The 17465-nt window shown below is 72.4% G+C and carries 18 protein-coding genes; 12 read left to right on the top strand and 6 right to left on the bottom strand.

Annotated elements, in window-relative coordinates:
* Nucleotides 1-47: 47 nt before the first annotated feature.
* From paaK to ACZ5SK_RS04250, 5 genes are all read left to right on the top strand, one after another.
* Nucleotides 48-1418 carry a phenylacetate--CoA ligase PaaK gene (gene paaK / locus ACZ5SK_RS04270; protein WP_334582772.1) on the top strand — a complete coding sequence of 457 codons (1371 nt, stop codon included), beginning with the start codon at nt 48-50 and terminating at the stop codon, nt 1416-1418.
* A gap of 102 nt (nt 1419-1520) precedes the next feature.
* A complete protein-coding gene (locus ACZ5SK_RS04265) occupies nt 1521-2006 on the top strand; it encodes a MarR family winged helix-turn-helix transcriptional regulator (protein WP_334582773.1) in 486 nt (161 codons plus the stop codon).
* Complete coding sequence (locus ACZ5SK_RS04260; protein WP_334582774.1) at nt 2006-2449, top strand: MarR family winged helix-turn-helix transcriptional regulator; 444 nt, start codon at nt 2006-2008, stop codon at nt 2447-2449. The genes ACZ5SK_RS04265 and ACZ5SK_RS04260 overlap by 1 nt, the downstream gene beginning before the upstream one ends.
* Before the next feature lie 105 nt (nt 2450-2554).
* The gene (locus ACZ5SK_RS04255; RefSeq protein WP_334582775.1) at nt 2555-2920 is read left to right on the top strand and encodes a tetratricopeptide repeat protein; all 366 of its coding nucleotides are present in this window, start codon (nt 2555-2557) and stop codon (nt 2918-2920) included.
* A gap of 117 nt (nt 2921-3037) precedes the next feature.
* Nucleotides 3038-3373: a hypothetical protein gene (locus ACZ5SK_RS04250; protein ID WP_334582776.1), complete on the top strand. Its 336-nt coding sequence runs from the start codon at nt 3038-3040 to the stop codon at nt 3371-3373.
* A 19-nt stretch (nt 3374-3392) separates the two neighbouring features.
* Here the strand turns inward: ACZ5SK_RS04250 and ACZ5SK_RS04245 are convergent, their stop codons facing one another.
* Nucleotides 3393-4790, bottom strand: a complete 1398-nt coding sequence (locus ACZ5SK_RS04245; RefSeq protein WP_334582777.1) for a PepSY-associated TM helix domain-containing protein — start codon at nt 4788-4790, stop codon at nt 3393-3395.
* A 161-nt stretch (nt 4791-4951) separates the two neighbouring features.
* Between ACZ5SK_RS04245 and ACZ5SK_RS04240 the strand changes: the two genes are divergently transcribed.
* Nucleotides 4952-5596, top strand: coding sequence for a peptide deformylase (locus ACZ5SK_RS04240; RefSeq protein ID WP_457493763.1), 645 nt, complete (start codon nt 4952-4954; stop codon nt 5594-5596).
* 1 nt (nt 5597) lies between these two features.
* Here ACZ5SK_RS04240 and ACZ5SK_RS04235 read toward each other — a convergent pair whose 3' ends face one another.
* The gene (locus ACZ5SK_RS04235; protein WP_457493762.1) at nt 5598-7019 is read right to left on the bottom strand and encodes a dihydrolipoyl dehydrogenase family protein; all 1422 of its coding nucleotides are present in this window, start codon (nt 7017-7019) and stop codon (nt 5598-5600) included.
* Between the two features lie 119 nt (nt 7020-7138).
* Between ACZ5SK_RS04235 and trxA the strand changes: the two genes are divergently transcribed.
* Nucleotides 7139-7519: a thioredoxin gene (trxA, locus tag ACZ5SK_RS04230; RefSeq protein WP_079663981.1), complete on the top strand. Its 381-nt coding sequence runs from the start codon at nt 7139-7141 to the stop codon at nt 7517-7519.
* A 38-nt stretch (nt 7520-7557) separates the two neighbouring features.
* Here trxA and ACZ5SK_RS04225 read toward each other — a convergent pair whose 3' ends face one another.
* The 3 genes from ACZ5SK_RS04225 to ACZ5SK_RS04215 form a co-directional block, all read right to left on the bottom strand.
* Nucleotides 7558-8994, bottom strand: a complete 1437-nt coding sequence (locus ACZ5SK_RS04225) for an aldehyde dehydrogenase family protein (protein ID WP_334582781.1) — start codon at nt 8992-8994, stop codon at nt 7558-7560.
* Between the two features lie 189 nt (nt 8995-9183).
* Nucleotides 9184-10233, bottom strand: a complete 1050-nt coding sequence (locus ACZ5SK_RS04220; RefSeq protein ID WP_457493761.1) for a LacI family DNA-binding transcriptional regulator — start codon at nt 10231-10233, stop codon at nt 9184-9186.
* Nucleotides 10234-10326: 93 nt separating this feature from the next.
* On the bottom strand, nt 10327-10983 hold the full coding sequence (locus ACZ5SK_RS04215) for a TetR/AcrR family transcriptional regulator (protein ID WP_334582783.1): 657 nt from the start codon (nt 10981-10983) through the stop codon (nt 10327-10329).
* A 118-nt stretch (nt 10984-11101) separates the two neighbouring features.
* Here ACZ5SK_RS04215 and ACZ5SK_RS04210 point away from each other — a divergent pair, with 118 nt between their 5' ends.
* Together ACZ5SK_RS04210 and ACZ5SK_RS04205 are read left to right on the top strand one after the other, a co-directional pair.
* On the top strand, nt 11102-11665 hold the full coding sequence (locus ACZ5SK_RS04210; protein ID WP_334582784.1) for an NADPH-dependent FMN reductase: 564 nt from the start codon (nt 11102-11104) through the stop codon (nt 11663-11665).
* A 187-nt stretch (nt 11666-11852) separates the two neighbouring features.
* Nucleotides 11853-12800 carry an FkbM family methyltransferase gene (locus tag ACZ5SK_RS04205; RefSeq protein ID WP_334582785.1) on the top strand — a complete coding sequence of 316 codons (948 nt, stop codon included), beginning with the start codon at nt 11853-11855 and terminating at the stop codon, nt 12798-12800.
* Here ACZ5SK_RS04205 and ACZ5SK_RS04200 read toward each other — a convergent pair.
* On the bottom strand, nt 12790-13794 hold the full coding sequence (locus ACZ5SK_RS04200; RefSeq protein ID WP_334582786.1) for a TerC family protein: 1005 nt from the start codon (nt 13792-13794) through the stop codon (nt 12790-12792). The genes ACZ5SK_RS04205 and ACZ5SK_RS04200 overlap by 11 nt on opposite strands.
* A gap of 240 nt (nt 13795-14034) precedes the next feature.
* Between ACZ5SK_RS04200 and ACZ5SK_RS04195 the strand changes: the two genes are divergently transcribed.
* The 3 genes from ACZ5SK_RS04195 (at nt 14035) to ACZ5SK_RS04185 (ending at nt 17394) form a co-directional block, all read left to right on the top strand.
* Complete coding sequence (locus ACZ5SK_RS04195; RefSeq protein ID WP_334582787.1) at nt 14035-15009, top strand: alpha/beta hydrolase; 975 nt, start codon at nt 14035-14037, stop codon at nt 15007-15009.
* Between the two features lie 88 nt (nt 15010-15097).
* Nucleotides 15098-16087, top strand: coding sequence for a helix-turn-helix domain-containing protein (locus tag ACZ5SK_RS04190; protein ID WP_334582788.1), 990 nt, complete (start codon nt 15098-15100; stop codon nt 16085-16087).
* Between the two features lie 155 nt (nt 16088-16242).
* Nucleotides 16243-17394, top strand: a complete 1152-nt coding sequence (locus tag ACZ5SK_RS04185) for an ABC transporter substrate-binding protein (protein WP_334582789.1) — start codon at nt 16243-16245, stop codon at nt 17392-17394.
* Nucleotides 17395-17465: the final 71 nt, after the last annotated feature.

Below are 17465 nucleotides of genomic sequence, written 5' to 3'. Positions count from 1 at the left end.
GAATCGGCCGCGGTCGCAGGGTCGCAGCATGGAGGCGAGGAGTCGCGATGAGCACTGAACCGACAGCCCCGGCCGTCGCCCGACCCCGCCGGGGAGAGCCGCTCCCCCAGGAACTGCTGGACGACGGTGAGCGGCTGACACGCGAGCAGCTGACGGAGCTCCAACTCGACCGCCTGCGGGCGACGTTGCGGCATGCCTACGACAACGTCGAGCAGTACCGGAAGAAGTTCGACGAGGCCGGGGTCGGGCCCGACGACTGCCGCTCGCTGAAGGACCTGTCCCGGTTCCCCTTCACCACCAAGGCCGATCTGCGGGACACCTACCCCTTCGGCATGTTCGCCGTCCCCCCGTCCGAGATCCGCCGCATCCACGCCTCGAGCGGGACCACCGGCCGCCCCACCGTGGTCGGCTACACGGAGAACGACCTGTCGATGTGGGCCGACGTGGTGGCCCGCTCGATCCGCGCCGCAGGCGGCCGCCCCGGACACAAGGTGCACATCTCGTACGGCTACGGGCTGTTCACCGGCGGCCTCGGCGCCCACTACGGGGCCGAGCGGGCCGGGTGCACGGTCATCCCCGCGTCGGGCGGCATGACGGCACGGCAGGTGCAGCTCATCCAGGACTTCCGGCCCGACATCATCATGGTCACCCCCTCCTATCTGCTCACGCTCCTCGACGAGTTCGAGCGTCAGGGCGTCGATCCGCGCTCCACCTCACTGAAGGTCGGCATCTTCGGCGCCGAACCGTGGACGGAGGAGATGCGCCGCGAGATCGAGGAGCGCATGGACCTCCACGCCGTCGACATCTACGGCCTGTCCGAGGTGATCGGTCCGGGTGTGGCGCAGGAGTGCGTGGAGACCAAGGACGGGCTGCACGTGTGGGAGGACCACTTCTACCCGGAGGTCGTCGACCCGATCACGGGCGAGGCGCTGCCCGACGGCGAGGAGGGCGAGCTGGTCTTCACCTCCCTCACCAAGGAGGCGCTGCCGGTCATCCGCTACCGCACCCGCGATCTGACCCGGCTGCTGCCCGGCACCGCCCGGCCCGCCTTCCGCCGTATCGAGAAGATCACCGGCCGCTGCGACGACATGATCATCCTGCGCGGGGTGAACGTCTTCCCCAGCCAGATCGAGGAGATCGTGCTGCGCACGCCCGGTGTCGCCCCGCACTTCCAGATCCAGCTGAGCCGGCGCGAACGGATGGACCACATGACCGTCCTCGTCGAAGCCCGCCCCGGTACGGGCACGGACACGGGCACGGACACGGGCACGGAGCCGCGCGACGCCGCAGCCCGGGCGATCGCCCAGGGGATCAAGGACGGCGTCGGCGTGAGCGTCGAGGTGAAGATCGTCGACCCGGAGACCCTGGAGCGCTCGCTCGGCAAGCTGCGTCGGGTCAGGGACCTGCGCAAGGTGTGATCCGCTCGGCACGCGACGCCCCGACGACGGGCGGGCGCGCGGATTTAGCAGCCATGGACGATTTAGTAGCCATGGATATAGTAGCCATGTAATGTATTGCCCATGAGCGAGAGCAGCGGTTCCGAACGGGCCACGCCCGGTTACCTGGTGTGGCGGTTGTCGACGAAGTGGCGCGTGGCCGTCGACCGGGCGGTGGCGCCGCTCGGTCTCACGCACGCGCAGTACTCGCTGGTCGCCTCGCTCCACGGCATGCAGCGGGCCGGCGAGCGTCCCAGCCAGCGCCGCCTCGCCGACCACACCGGGCTCGAGCCGCTCTACGTCTCGAAGCTCGCGCGCGCCCTGGAGTCCGCGGAGCTGATCGAGCGCACCCGCGACCCCCGCGATCCGCGCGCCGTCCAACTGGCGCTCACCGAACAGGGCCAGGACGTCACCCGACGGGCCGTCCAGGTGGTCCAGGGACTGCTGGAGCAGCTGCTGCAACCGCTCGGCGGCCTGGACAGCGCACGGACGCGCACCTTCAAGAGCGAGCTGGCCCTCCTGCTCGACACGCCGCTCGACCCCACCGACGAGACTCCTCGGGAGCAGTGATGACCTCAACCCCACAGCCCGCCAACGGCCGCACCATAGGCCTGGCGCACTATGCGGGCCGCGCCGTCCTGGAGCACGTCCTGGCCCGGCACGGCGTCACCTTCCAGCAGCAGATCACCCTCCGCAGGGCCGTCGTCGCCGACGGACCGCTGGACGTCGGCACACTTCTCGAGCGGGTCACCGCGGACCTCAAGGTGGACGCGGCGGACGTGCGCGCCACCGTCGGCACACTGCTCACCGAGGGGCTGCTGGCCGCCGACGGCCCGCTGATCAGCCCCACGGACGCCGGGCGCGAACTGTTCGCCGCGATCGGCGCCGAGACGGGTGAGGTCTCGGCCCGGATCTACGCCGGAATCCCGGCGGAGGACCTGGCGGCCGCCGGACGCGTCCTCGCGCGCATCACCGAACGGGCCGACGCGGAGCTGGCGACCCTGACCTCCTAGACCGTCCCCGCCGCCCCCGCCAGACCGCTCCCGCCACCCCCCGCCGATGGTGGAATATTCAACCACCGCTCCCGGTTGTCCGCGTCGAAGGAGGCACGAGTGGACATGACATACGAGACGACGCGCGACTCCGCGTACTACGGTCACGGCACGCCGGCCGAGCGGTGGGAGCGGGCTCAGCTGTTCTTCGACGCGAAGGAGTACGCCGCCGCCGCGCGGGTGCTGGTCGGGCTGGTCGAGGAGGTCCCCGAGCAGACCGGGCCCCGGCTGCTGCTGGCCCGCGCCTACTACCACTCGGCCCAACTCCTGCGTGCCGAGAGCGAGTTGCGTGTGATCGTCGAGCGCGACCCGGTCGAGCACTACGCGCGGCTGATGCTGGGCCGCACCCTGGAGCGCCAGGGCCGGCACGAGGAGGCGGGCCCGCATCTGCGCCTCGCCTCGGCGCTGGCGGGAGACTTCCCGCAGGCCTGACGCATCCCGCCCGCACAGAGCCGCAGCCGAAGCCGGAGCCGTGAACCCGCGTGAACCCACGCGATCACGGCTCCGACGCTGTGGACCGCCGAACACCCTGGTCCCCATACTGCGTTGGTGCTCTTCTACGTGCTCGCCGGCGTGCTGTCGGTCTTCCTCCTGATCGACTGGCGCATCACACGCTCCAGTCGACGCCGCAACGAATGGGCCTTCTGGGAGGACTGGAACTTCTACGTCTACGGTCCGGTGTTCGTGCTGCTGTGTCTGACGATGGCCGCCGATCTGCTGTGGTTCGAGACGGACTGGACGCCCAGCTCCCGTTACCCCGTCATCTACGGCATGCCGGTGGTCGCCGCCTTCATGGCCCACCGCTGGTACCGCTACTTCGGCGCCCGCCTGCGCGGGCGGCCCGGCGCGGGCGGGACCGGTGGCGAGAGGCCGCCGGGCCGTTGACGCGCCGGGCCGGACGGGCTCAGACGGCCGTCCGGCGCCCTCTTCGGTGCGCGATCTCCCCGAGGACGACGTCCACGACGACGAACCCTGCGAGCGGGATGCCGAGCAGCGGGACGAAGTAGCCGACCACGGCGACCGCCGCCATCAGCGGGACGAGGACGTACGGCGGGACCTGCGCCCAGGCGCCGCGCGGGATCGGCCGGCCGAAGGCGGAGCCGCGGCCGCGCTGCCACCACATGCGGTAGCCCCACACGATCAGCAGGATCAGACAGAGCGCGAGGAGCATCAGCGCGATCTGGTTGACCAGGCCGAACAGGACGCCGGTGTGCAGGTCGATACCCCACCGGGTCAGCTTGGCGAGCAGCGGGTAGTCGTCGAAGCGCAGCACGTCGACGACCTTGCCGGTGGCCGGGTCGATCGCGACCGAGTCCTGCTTCTCGGGCCAGCTGCGCTGCACCTGCTTGACCACGTACGCGGAGGAGGCGTCCGCGGGCGGGACGATCTCGACCGGGTCGCCCAGCCCCTCGGCGCGCGCGGCGCCGAGGATCGTGTCGAGGCCGACGCCGTGCTCGGCGTCCCCGCCGCTGCCGGAGGCCGCGTCATGACCGGCGTGCTCGCCGCCGCCGACGGCCGCCGAGACCGACGGGGTGGACTGGCCGACGGAGGTGCGCAACTCGTCGATGTTGGCGCCCGCGTAGGTCGACCAGGTCAGGCCGGTCGCGGACAGGAAGATGAAGCCGGCCGCGGCCCACGCGCCGACCGCGCCGTGCAGGCCGAGCGTGCGGCGCCGGCCGCTCGTGCCGCGCACCTTGCGCAGGGCGCGGCGACGGCTGAACCACAGCACGAGGCCGCCGCCGGCGATCACCCACAGCCAGCTCGCGGCGAGTTCGCTGTAGAGGCGGCCGTTCTCGCCGAGATGCAGATCACGGTGGAACTCGTCGATCCAGGTGCGCAGCGGCAGGGCGCCGGTCGCGCCGTACTGCTCCAGCGCGCCGCGCACCTTGGCGGTGTACGGGTCGACGAAGACGGCGAGGGTGTGGCCGGAGTCGACTCCCTTGACGCCGGACAGCATCACCCGGGTGGTGGCGTCGTCCTGCGGGGAGGGACGGACGGCAGAGACCGTGCCCTCGGGGTGGGCCTTGCGGGCGGCGTCCACCTGCTCGGAGATCGGCAGCTTGGCGTCGCCGACGGGCACGGTCATCTCGTGGGAGTACAGGAGCTTCTCGGCCTGGAACGCGCCGGCGTACAGGAACCCGGTGGTGGCGGCGACCAGCAGGAAGGGCGCCACGAACAGGCCGGCGTAGAAGTGCAGGCGCAGGACCAGCGGGCGCAACGGGGCCCACGGGCCGCGGGACTTCGGCGCGGGGGCTGCCGGTTGCGGGGCCTCGTCCGTGGTCGTCGAGGGAGCGGTGGACATCGGCGGGCTTCTCCGGGGTCAGGGGGATCGGGACGGGGAGCCGAGGGCTGGGGGACGTTCTTCAGCCGGGGCGCACCAGTAGTCGCAGGAGAGCACCCCCGCGTTCCCGCCACTTCGAGTGACCTGCGTCACACGGCGGCTGTCCGTGGCATTCTGGCTCAATGGCATCTCCCAGTCCCCGCACGCCCCTTGCCGACCGGATCGAGGAACTCCTCGCCCCCGGCGGCCCGTTGCCGATCGTCACGGCCGGCGACCCGGTCCTGCGCGCGGGCGCCGTGCGCTACGACGGCCAGCTCGACCCCGCGTTGCTGGCCCGGTTCGTCGAGGCCCTGCGGATCACCATGCACGCGGCGCCGGGTGTCGGGCTGGCCGCCCCGCAGGTCGGCGTGGGCTTGCGGATCGCGGTCATCGAGGACCCGGCGCCGGTGCCGGAGGAGGTGCGGGCGGCGCGCGGACGGGTGCCCCAGCCGTTCCGGGTCCTGGTCAACCCGGCCTACGAGCCGGTCGGTTCCGCCCCCGCCGCCTTCTTCGAGGGCTGTCTGAGCATGCCGGGCTACCAGGCGGTGGTGACCCGGCATGCCGAGGTCCGGCTGACCGGCGAGGACGAGCACGGCCGGCCGCTGGACGAGGTGTTCGGCGGCTGGCCCGCCCGTATCGTCCAGCACGAGACGGACCACCTCGACGGCGTGCTCTACCTCGACCGGGCCGAACTGCGGTCGCTCTGCGCCAATCAGGCGGTGCTGGAGCGGTGGGCGCAGCCGACTCCGGCAGCGGCGGCGCAGGCGTTGGGCTTCGAGCTGCCGTAGGTCAGTTGTCCCGGAAGGCCTCCAGCAGCCGCAGCCACACCTCGCTGATCGTGGGGTAGGACGGGACGGCGTGCCACAGGCGGGCGATCGGGACCTTGCCGACGACCGCGACCGTCGCGGAGTGGATCAGCTCGCCGACGCCCGGCCCGACGAAGGTGACGCCCCGAAGGATCTCCTCGTCCAGGTCGACGACCATGCGGGCGCGGCCCTTGTAGCCGTCGGCGTACAGGCCCGCGCCCGCCACCGAGGTCATGTCGACGTCGACGGCCCGCACCCGGTACCCGGCCTGTTCGGCCTCCGCGAGGGAGAGGCCCACCGCGGCGGCCTCGGGGTCGGTGAAGACGACCTGGGGGACGCACTCGTGGTCGGCCGTGGCGGCATGGGCGCTCCACGGTTCGGCCGCCTGGAGAGGGGCGTCGGCCGCACGGGCGACGATGGCGGCTCCCGCGATGCGCGCCTGGTACTTGCCCTGGTGGGTGAGGAGGGCGCGGTGGTTGACGTCGCCGACCGCGTAGAGCCAGTCGGTGCCGGTGACGAGCAGGCTGTCGTCGACCGTGAGCCAGGATCCGGGTTCCAGGCCCACCGTCTCCAGACCGAGGTCGTCGGTGTGCGGGGCGCGGCCGGTGGCGAAGAGGATCTCGTCGGCCTCGATACGGTCGCCGGTGCCGGTGACGACCACGACGGCGCCGTCCGCCGTGCGGGTCACCGACTCGACCGACGCTCCGGTGCGCACGTCGGCGCCTGCCTCGATGAGCGCCTCGGCGACGAGTTCGCCGGCGAACGGCTCCATGCGGTTCAGCAGGCCCTTGCCGCGCACGAGCACGGTGACCTGTGCGCCGAGGGCCTGATAGAGGGTGGCCATCTCGGTGGCGACGACTCCGCCGCCGACCACGACGAGCCGGCCGGGCACGGCCTGCGCGCTGGTCGCCTCCCGACTGGTCCACGGCTTGACCTCGGCGAGTCCGGGCAGGTCGGGCAGGACGGCACGGGTGCCGGTGGCGACGGCGACGGCGTGCCGCGCGGTGAGCACCTTGTCCCCCACGGTCACCGTGCGCGGGCCCGTGAGGCGGCCGTGGCCGCGGTAGAGGTCGGCGCCGATGCTGTCGATCCACTGGGCGGCGCCGTCGTCCGTCCAGTCGGAGGTGTAGTAGTTGCGGTGGGCGAGGACCGCGGCAGCGTCGAGGGGGCCCTGGACCGCCTGGCGCAGGCCCGGCACGCGGCGGGCGTCGGCGCGGGCGATGACCGGGCGCAGCAGGGCCTTGCTGGGCATACAGGCCCAGTAGGAGCATTCGCCGCCGACGAGTTCGCTCTCCACGATCGCGGTGGTGAGACCGGCCGCGCGGGTGCGGTCGGCGACGTTCTCTCCCACGGGCCCGGCCCCGAGCACCACGACGTCGTACACGTTGGTTTCCGTTTCCGTCATGGGCTCAGTCTGGTGGGTGGTGTGGCCGGTGACCACACGGGTAGGGGCGCGGAATAGGTTTCCGGGTCGCCGTGTTGTGCGGACGGTTTCGCCCCCCACAGGGAAGAAGGATTCAGGTCATGAGCAGCACCGTGGAGCTCACCAAGGAGAACTTCGACCAGACGGTCACGGACAACGACTTCGTCCTGATCGACTTCTGGGCGTCGTGGTGCGGGCCGTGCCGTCAGTTCGCGCCGGTGTACGAGCAGGCGGCGCAGGACAACCCCGACCTGGTGTTCGGCAAGGTGGACACCGAGGCGCAGCCGGAGCTGGCCGCGGCCTTTGGTATCCAGTCGATCCCCACGCTGATGATCGTCCGGGACCGGGTCGCCGTGTTCGCCCAGCCGGGCGCGCTGCCCGAGGCCGCCCTGACGGACGTGATCGGACAGGCGCGCAAGCTGGACATGGACGAGGTCCGCAAGGCGGTCGAGGCGCAGCAGGACGCCGCCGAGAGCCAGTGACCCCCGGGGCCGGTCCGGCCCCGGGGCGGGTCCGGATCCTAGAACGGGTACGGCGCCACGTCCCCGCGCACCGTCGTCCAGCGCACGTCGGTGAAGGCCTCCAGGTTGGCCTCGCCGCCGAAGCGGGCGCCGGTGCCGGAGGCGGCGACCCCGCCGAAGGGCGCCACGGCCTCGTCGTTCACCGTCTGGTCGTTGATGTGCACGATGCCGGTGGGGATGCGTTCGGCGAGGTCGAGGCCGCGGGCGGCGTCCCGGGTGACGATGCCGAGCGCGAGGCCGTAGGAGCTGTGCGCGGCCAGGGCCGCCGCCTCGTCCGCCGTGTGGAAGGGGCGCACCGGGGCCACCGGGCCGAAGACCTCCTCCGCGTAGGCGGGGGTGGTGTCGTCGACGCCCGCGAGGACCGTCGGCCGGTAGAAGAGGTTCTCGTGCGTGCCGCCCGCGGCGAGCTTCGCGCCGGCGGCCGTGCTGGCCTCCACCAGGCCGTGCACCTTGGCGAGTTGGCCGCCGTCGATGAGCGGTCCGAGGTGCACCTGAGCGCGGTGCGGGTCACCGACGGCGAGGGCGTCGGCCTTCGCCGCGAGCCGCTCGACGTACTCCTCGTAGAGGGAGGCGTGCACCAGGTGGCGGCCGGTGGTCATGCAGACCTGGCCCTGGTGGAAGAAGGAGCCCCAGGCTGCGGTGGAGATCACCGCGTCGAGGTCGGCGTCCGCGAGCACGATCATGGCGGAGTTGCCGCCGAGTTCGAGGTGGGCGCGCTTGAGGTGGCGTCCGGCGGCCTCGCCGACGGCGCGGCCGGCCGCGGTGGAGCCGGTGAAGGAGATCACCGGGACGTGCGGGTCGGCGACCAGGGCCGCGCCGGTCTCGGCGCCGCCCGGGAGGACGTGCAGCAGGCCCTCGGGCAGGCCCGCCTCCGCGAAGACCGCGGCCAGCGACAGGCCGCCGCACACCGCGGTGCGCGGGTCCGGCTTGAGGACGACCGCGTTGCCGAGCGCGAGGGCGGGCGCGACGGAGCGGATCGACAGGATCAGCGGGGCGTTGAAGGGGGAGATCACGCCCACCACGCCGACGGGGACCCGCCGGGTGTACGACAGCCGGGGCGCCTCGCTGGGCAGGACCTGGCCGGCCGGGCGGGAGGCTAGGGCGGCGGCCTCGTAGCACTCCTGGGCGGCGACGTGCAGTTCGAAGTCGGCCTTGCCGGGGATGGAGCCGGACTCGCGGACGATCCACTCGCGCAGTTCGTCTGCGTGCGCGGCGAACAGGTCGCCGGCCTTGCGCAGCACTCCGGCGCGCACGAAGTGGGGAAGGCGCGCCCACTCGGCCTGTGCGGCGCGGCCGGCCTCGGCGGCCGGACCGACGTCCGCGCCGCTCGCCAGGACGACCGTGCCCAGCGCGTCGCCGGTGGCGGGCTCGGTCACGGTGTGCTGGGGGCCCGAGAGGGGGCGGGACTGCCAGGTCTGGGGGTCGAGCAACGGCATGACGGCTCTCCGATCAGTGGACCCACGGGACTGACGGCTCGCACGGGAAGCGGAAGTCCCGTGCGGTCGCCGCCAGTTGGGCGGCGGCGTGCGGGATGCGGTGAACCGCGCATCCCATCTGGTTGAGCATGCAACATCCTAGTCGTGTGTCCTGTCGGGGACCTGAGGACACAGCCGACGGATCATGGGTCAACTGGAGTCGCGGTGCACGACCGTGGCTACGCACTGTTGGTGGGACGCGGGGGCGGCCATGGGGTCGCGGACCGCCTCGTCGAGCAGCCAGGCGAGGTCGCGGCCCGAGGGCAGCTCGATGCGGACGGTGCTGAGCCTGGGGCGCAGCAGCCGGCCGAGCACGAGGTCGTCGGCGCCGATGACGGCCACGTCCTGCGGTACGCGTAAGCCCTCGTCCTGCAGGGCGCGCATCAGCAGCATGGCGTACTCGTCGTTGTAGGCGAACACGGCGTCCAGGCCGAGGTCCCGCCACCGGGCGGCGAGGGCGGCCGCGGACTCCTCCGCGTAGACGAGCGGCAGCTCGGTGACGGTGGCGTCGGTGCCGTGCAGGGCCGCGCGGACGCCGGCGAGTCGGGGCGTCGAGAACACCTCCATGCCGGGCTCCTCGGGGACGACCACACCGATCCGGCGGCGGCCGCGGGCGTACAGGTGCGCGGCGGCGCTGTGGCCGACGTCGGCGTGGTCGAGGCGCACCGAGCGGGCGCCCTCCACCGCCACGGGGCTGAGGGTCACCACGGCCCGGGCGCCGGACCGCTTGAGGATCGCGACCCCCTCCGGGCCGATGCCGGGGGTGGGCACCAGCACGGCGACGGGCCGCAGTTCGGCCCAGGCGCGGGCGGCGTCGTCGCCGCGCAGACCGGTGGCGCCGTACTGGACGACGGTGTAGTCGAGGCGGCTGAGCGCCCCCTGGAAGTCGTGCACGAACTGGCTGTAGAGGGGGCCGGCCGGGACGGGCAGGGTGGGCATCAGGACCATCCTGCTGTGCCCGGCGCGCAGGGTGCGGGCGGCCGCGTGCGGCACGTACCCGAGTTCCTTGGCGGCTTCCTGGACACGGCGGCGGGTGGGCTCGCTGATGCGTACGGCGCTGGTGTTGTTCAGGACGTAGGAGACGGTCGCGCGCGAGACGCCGGCCAGGCGGGCCACGTCGGCGCTGGTGGGCACGGGGCGGGGCGCCGGCGACTTCGTCGGCGCGGGCGTGTTCGGTATCTGCACCATGACGTACGGCATCTTGGCAGAAGCTGTGGGCGGGGTTCCGGGCGGGGACGTCGAAATCCGAGGGGCCGCCGTCGACCGGAGTCGACCGGTCGTGTCCTCTTCGGCTCACGCCGGGATCGACGTCACCCGGTCGACCAGGTCGATCCAGCCGGCCTCGAGCCGCGCCGGCGGCAGCCCGCACTGCCGGGTCAGGTGGTGGATGAGAACGGGGTTGAGGTACCCCATCAGCGTGTGGGCGAGCAGTTCGGCGTCCGCGTCGGGCACCGCCTGCCGCAGCAGCATCATCAGGTGACTGTGGTGGACGCGGCGCACGGGCACGGAGTAGCGGCGCTCCGGGCCGGGCTCGGCGGCGAGCTGCAGATCCAGCTCGTCGACGGCCCGCCGCAGCAGGGCGACACCGAACGCCCTCAGGCGCTCCACGGGCGGCGCGCCCGGCCCCAGCGGCGCGGGGCCGCTCAGGAACGCGGCCTGGAACATCTTCTCGGAGTGGTCCAGCAGCGCGGTGAGCAGTCCGGTGCGGTCGCCGAAGCGGCGGAACACGGTGCCCTTGCCCACGTTCGCGGCCGTCGCCACCGCTTCCATCGTGACTCCGGCGGCCCCGTGCTCGGCGATCAGCCGGGCGGCGGCGCACAACAGCCTGGCCCGGTTGCGGGCCGCGTCGGCGCGCAGGCACGGCTCGTCGTCCGGCGAACCGAGTTGCAGCAGCTCGGGCTCGCCAGTGGTCTCCTCGGGATCCGGACAGGGCGGCAGAAGGGCGGACATGAACTCAGCGTAAAGCACCGGGAATGAAACTGGACCGCGGTCCGGTTAGGGTGCTAGAACATTAAACGGACCTCGGTCCGGATTCGTAACAGCAATGTTTCAGCCTCTGGGAGTACCCATGTCTGTCCGCATCCTCGCGCTCGTCGGCAGCCTCCGCGCCGGTTCGACCAACCGCCAGCTCGCCGAGGCGGCCGTCAAGGTCGCTCCCGAGGGCGCCGAGGTCGACCTCTTCGAGGGCCTGGCCGAGATCCCCTTCTACAACGAGGACCTCGACGTCGAAGGCAGCGTCCCGGCCAGCGCCGCCAAGCTGCGTGAGGCCGCCCAGGCCGCCGACGCCTTCCTGCTCTTCTCCCCCGAGTACAACGGCACCATCCCGGCCGTCCTGAAGAACGCCATCGACTGGCTGTCCCGCCCCTACGGCGCCGGCGCCTTCGGCGGCAAGCCCGTCGCCGTGGTCGGCACCGCGTTCGGCCAGTTCGGCGGCGTATGGGCGCAGGACGAGGCCCGCAAGGCCGTGGGCATCGCCGGCGGCAAGGTCATCGAGGACCTGAAGCTCTCCATCCCGGGCTCCCTGACCCGCTTCGCCGAGACCCACCCGGTCGACGACGCCGAGGTCGCCGCCCAGCTGACCGAGGTCGTGGCCCGGCTGCACGGCCACGCGGGCGAGGCCGCGGCCGCCTGAGTGCGCTGACGCCACGCAGCGCGCAGGCACGATCGGGGTCCGGAGCGGTTTTCCGGGCCCCGTTCGCGTTGCGCAGCCCTCGACCGGCCCGGCACCACCGGCAGCCGCCGGTCGCCTCACTGCCGTCGGCTGCCAATATCGGTCAATCTGCAGACGTTTTCCGGTCATGTCTGATAGGGGTGGGGAGATGCGCACCCTTTATCGACGACTGCTCGACCTGATGCCCCGTGCCGGCGTCCGGGTGACCGATCTCGGCCCCGGGACGGCGGTGGTCTCACGGGGCGGCGGTCCGTACGAGGCGACCCGTGCGGACAAGAACACCTGGGTGCTGCGGCGGACGGGAGACGGCGCTCGGCCCGGGGTCGCCCGGGGCGCCGCCGTGCGGCTGGGCGACACCGCCACCCTGCTCCTCATGGACGCCCCGGAGCGGATCGACGAGCGCAGACTGCAGCTGGCGGCCGCCGAATACCTCTGCACCCAGCACGTCGCCGCGATGCTGGAGCTCTACGGCGTGAACTGCGTCTTCGACGTCGGCGCCAACACCGGCCAGTACGCCAAGCGGCTGCGCGGGCTCGGCTACACCGGCCGGATCGTGTCCTTCGAGCCGACGTCCGAGACGTTCGCCCGGCTGGAGAAGGCCGCCGCGCACGACCCCGACTGGCACGTGTACCAGTGCGGGCTGGGCCGCGAGGAGACGACGGCGCAGATCCACGTCGGCTGGCAGACGATGAACTCCCTGCTGTCGGCGAGCGACTACGGCAAGGGCCGCTACAGCCGGTTCACGAAGGCCGACACCGAGGAGATCCGCGTCCGCCGGCTGGCGGAGGTCATGGACGAGGCGCTGGAGGGCCTCGCCGAACCGCGCCCCTACCTGAAGATGGACACCCAGGGCTATGACCTGGAGGTGTTCGCCGGGGCCGGGGAGCGGATCGCGGAGTTCGCGGGGATGCAGTCCGAGGTCGCCGTGCTGAAGCTGTACGAGGGCAGCCCCGGCATGGGCGAGGCCGTCGCGGTGTACGAGGCCGCCGGGTTCGGCATCACCGGCATGTACCCCGTGACCCGCGAGGCGAGCACCGGCCGGGTGATCGAGTTCGACTGCGTGCTGATGCGCGCGGACGCGGCGCCTACGCCGTAGAACCGTCCCGCAGGGCCCCGGTCTCGGGCTCCGCCGCAGCCTCTCCTGCCGCCTCCTGGCGCTTGGAGGCCCGCAGGCTGGTGAAGGTCGTGACCGCGAGGACCAGCACGATGAAGCCCAGGGAGAACGGGATGCCGATCTCCGGCACATGCACCCCGGACTCGTGCAGCGCGTGCAGCAGCAGCTTGACGCCGATGAAGCCCAGGATGATCGACAGGCCGTAGCTGAGGTGGACCAGCTTCTTCAGCAGGCCGCCGATGAGGAAGTACAGCTGCCTCAGGCCCATCAGCGCGAACGCGTTGGCGGTGAACACGATGTACGGGTCTTCGGTCAGCCCGTAGATGGCGGGGATCGAGTCGAGGGCGAACAGCACGTCGGTGGAGCCGATGGCGAGCATCACGACCAGCATCGGGGTCATGACCCGCTTGCCGTTCTGCTCGACCCACAGCTTCGTGCCGTGGTAGCGGTCGGCCACGCCGAAACGCTTCTCCACCGACTTCAGCAGCTTGTTCTCCTCGTACTCGTCCTCGTGCCCGCCCTTCTTGGCGTCCTGGATCAGCTTCCAGGCCGTCCAGATCAGGAAGGCGCCGAAGAGGTAGAACACCCAGGAGAACGTCGAGATGATCGCCGCGCCGGCGGCGATGAACACCGCGCGCAGCACCAGGGCCACGAGCACGCCCACCATCAGCACCCGCTGCTGGTACTGCGAGGGCACCGCGAACTTGCCCATGATCAGGACGAACACGAAGAGGTTGTCCACGCTCAGCGATTTCTCCGTGATGTACCCGGCGAAGAACTCCCCCGTCGGCCCGCCGCCCCCGAAGAGGAACACGCCGAGGCCGAACAGACAGGCCAGGACGACCCAGACGACCGTCCAGACGCCGGCCTCCTTGATCGAGACGTCGTGCGGTTTGCGGCCGATGAGGAAGTCGACGGCGACGAGCGCGCACAGGGCGGCGACGGTCAGCAGCCAGACGGACAGCGAGATGTTCACGGGTGGTACTCCTGGAGCCGGTGTGGGGGGTGAAAATCGTTGTCGCGGCGGCTTGTTCCTTTCCACCTCGCACAGGTGAACAAAAGGTCATGTCCTGGCAAGCTGCGCGGGTGGGGCGGGCGTCACCCGCCGTACGGCGGGCAGGTTCCGCCGAACGGCGGCGCCCACCAGGGCGGCGGATGCGCCGACCATGGGCCGCACGAGCCGCCGCGCATCCGCGTTTCGCGTGAGGAGAAGCCCATGACGTACGTGCCGCCGCCCTTCGACCCCGAACTCGCCGCCGCCCTGGAACTGATCAAGGAGATGATCCAGCCGGGGATGACCCCCGAGGACATCGAGGTCATCCGGCAGGGACCGGGGATCGAACTGCTCGCCAACCTCGACCTGACCGCGGACGGCGCCTTCGAGGTCGAGGACCGCCCGGTGCCCGGCCCCGAGGGCGCCGCCGAGATCTCGCTGCTGATCTGCCGGCCCACCTCGCCGGCCCCCGACCGGCCGCGTCCGGTCGTCTACCACGTACACGGCGGCGGCATGGTCCTGGGCAACAACCGGGTCGGGGTGGACGTCGCCCTCGACTGGGCGCGGGAACTGGACATGGTGGTGGTGTCCGTGGAGTACCGGCTGGCACCCGAGCACCCGCATCCGGCGCCCGTCGAGGACGTGTACGCCGGTCTGCTGTGGACGGCGGAGCACGCCAAGGAGCTGGGCGGGGACCCGGAGCGGATCGTGATCGCCGGAGCGAGTGCGGGCGGCGGCCTCAGCGCGGCACTCGCCCTGCTGCTGCGCGACCGGGGCGGTCCGCGGCCGCTCGGCCAGATGCTGATGTGCCCGATGCTGGACGACCGCAACGACACCCCCTCCAGCCACCAGATGGCGGGCCTCGGCGTCTGGGACCGCACGGCCAACGAGACGGGGTGGGGCGCCCTGCTCGGCGAGCGGCGCGGCGGACCGGACGTCTCCCCGTACGCGGCGCCTGCCCGCGCCGAGGACCTGTCCGGGCTGCCCCCGGCCTTCCTCGACGTGGGCTCCGCCGAGACCTTCCGGGACGAGGTCGTCGCCTACGCCACCCGGATCTGGCAGGCGGGCGGGATCGCGGAACTCCACGTCTGGCCGGGCGGTTTCCACGGCTTCGACGGCTTCGCGCCGCAGGCCGCGCTGTCCCGGTCGGCCCGCGCGGCCCACCTGGACTGGCTGCGCAGGCTGCTCGCCGAGTGACTCCCGCGGGCGGCCCGGCCGCCCGGTACCGGGTGCGGATCCGAGGCGGTCCGTTCCTCGGTGGGCCCGCGTGGCGCATCATGGCCGTATGAAAGAGCTGGCCGGGCGCCTGACCGCGCTGGACCCGGACGCCGGAGCCGCCGTGCAGGTCATCGCCTACTTCGACCGGCTCGCCGAGTCGCGGGCCGGAGTGGAGGCGCTGGTGCGCGGGGCCGCGGTGCTGGCCGGGGTACCCGCGCGGCTCGTCGACGCCGACCGGCGGGTGCGGATCCGGGTGGAGGCCGACGGCGCCCGCCGGGACACGGACCTGCCGCCGGACCCGGCCTGGCCGTCCACCGGTCTGACGCCCGACGGCGCTCCCGCGCTGTGGCTGGAACGCACCGGCGCGGTGCCCAGCGTCGTGGACGCGGTGATCCTGGAACGGGCGGCCGGCGCGGCACGTCTGGTCCTCGACCGCACGCGCGGACGGGCCCCGCTCGAGGATCCCGCGCTCGTCGAGACCCTCCTCGACGCCACGGCAGCCGAGCCGGCCCGGCTGCACGCGGCCCGCCGGCTCGGCCTCGACCCCGCCGCCCGGGCCCGCGCGCTGGCCACGCCCGGCGGCCGGCCCCGGGTGCTGCCCGCGGACGGCCGGGACGCGGTGCCCGCCGGCCGGGCCGGTGTCGGGCCCGCCGTGCCGGTGCCGGACCTGCCCCGGTCCTGGGCCGCGGCCCACACCGCGCTCCGCTTCACCGCGGACGGCACCGCGCAGGACCCCGGGCCCCTGGTCGTGTACGCCGACGAGCTCGGCGGCGTCGCCCTGCTGGCCGACCTCGTCGTGCCGGGCGCCGAGCCGCCGCCGGACGTCCACGCGGTCGAGGCGGCCGCCGCGGACGCCCCCTGGCTGCTCGCCACCCTGTACGCCGTCACCGCCACGGCGAGTCTGCGGGCGGCAGCCGCCGAGGCGAACGTCCACCACTCCACCCTCCAGGACCGGCTGGTGCACGCCGAGCATCTGCTGGGGTGGCCGGTGCGCACCCCCCAGGGCCGGCTGCGGCTGCACCTCGCGCTGACGATGCGGCGGCTGGCGCGACCGTAGGGGCGTTCAACCGATCGGTTGAACGGGGATTCGGCCGTACGCCCGTCGTCCGCGCCGTCCGGACGACGCGGAGCGGTCGTCGGGCCCGGCAGACTCGGCCTCGACCGTGGCGCCCGGTCCTCACCCCCCTCCGAGTCCTGAGAGGTCTCCCCACCATGTCCGGATTCCCCAGCAGAAGGCGTCTCCTCGCGACCGGGGCGGGTGCCGCCCTCGGCCTCGGCGCCCTCGGCACCGCCCCCGCATCCGCATCCGCGTCCACGTCCACCGCGACCACGTCCTCCGGCCGGACCGGCTCCGGCGCGGAGGAGAGCAGGTCGCTCGACGAGCTGTACCAGGCCGCGCTCGCGGAAGGCGGCAAGCTCGTCGTCTACGCCGGCGGGGACACCCCGACCCAGCAGGACGGCACCAAGGCGGCCTTCCTGAAAGCCTTCCCGGGCATCGACCTGAAGCTGATCGTCGACTACAGCAAGTACCACGACGTACGCGTCGACAACCAGTTCGCCACCGACACCCTCGTCCCGGACGTAGTCCAGTTCCAGACCCTTCAGGACTTCGACCGCTGGAAGCGGCAGGGCCGACTGCTGCACTACAAGCCCGCCGGTTTCTCCAAGGTCCACGACGGATTCAAGGATCCGCAGGGCGCATGGGTGGCCACCGGCGCGATCGCCTTCAGCTTCCTGTACGACACGGCGACGGCCGGCTCGAGGGCGCTCACCCCGCGCGACCTCGTCGACCCGAAGTGGAAGGGCAGGATCGCCTCGTCCTACCCGCACGACGACGACGCCGTCCTCTACCTCTACACGCTCTACGCCCGCACGTACGGCTGGGACTGGGTGGCCAAGTTCGCTGCTCAGGACGTGCAGTTCGCGCGCGGCAGCAACTCCCCGGGCGACGCCGTCTTCGGCGGGCGGAAGCCGATCGGTGTCGGCACCGCGGGCTCCGCGGTCGGCTCGTCCCCCGTGACGTTCGCCATCGGCGCCGGACACCCGTTCATGGCGTGGGGCCAGCGCACCGCCGTCCTCAAGCAGGCCAAGAACTCCACCGCCGCCAAGCTCTTCCTCAACTGGCAGCTGTCCTTGGAGCACCAGCAGGGGTCCTTCAACGGCTGGTCGGTGCGCACCGATGTCACTCCCCCAGCCGGACTGAAGCAGATCTGGGACTACCCCAACGCCCATGTGGACGGCTTCCCCCGCTTCATGTCCGACCGCGCCGAGGTCGAGCGCTGGAAGCAGACGTTCGCGTTGTACTTCGGCGAGGTCAAGGGCGAGCCGACGCCGGGCGTGCTCGGGCTGCACCCGGGGGCGTGACCGACGGCACCCGCCGTCCTCACACCGGCCCTACAGCCGGCGGATAGACTCGGCACCCCTGTTCGAACGGA

The organism is Streptomyces sp. NPDC031474 (assembly GCF_055581185.1).
Note: the sequence above shows the minus strand (reverse complement) of the source record. Positions and strands in the feature narration are given on the sequence as shown.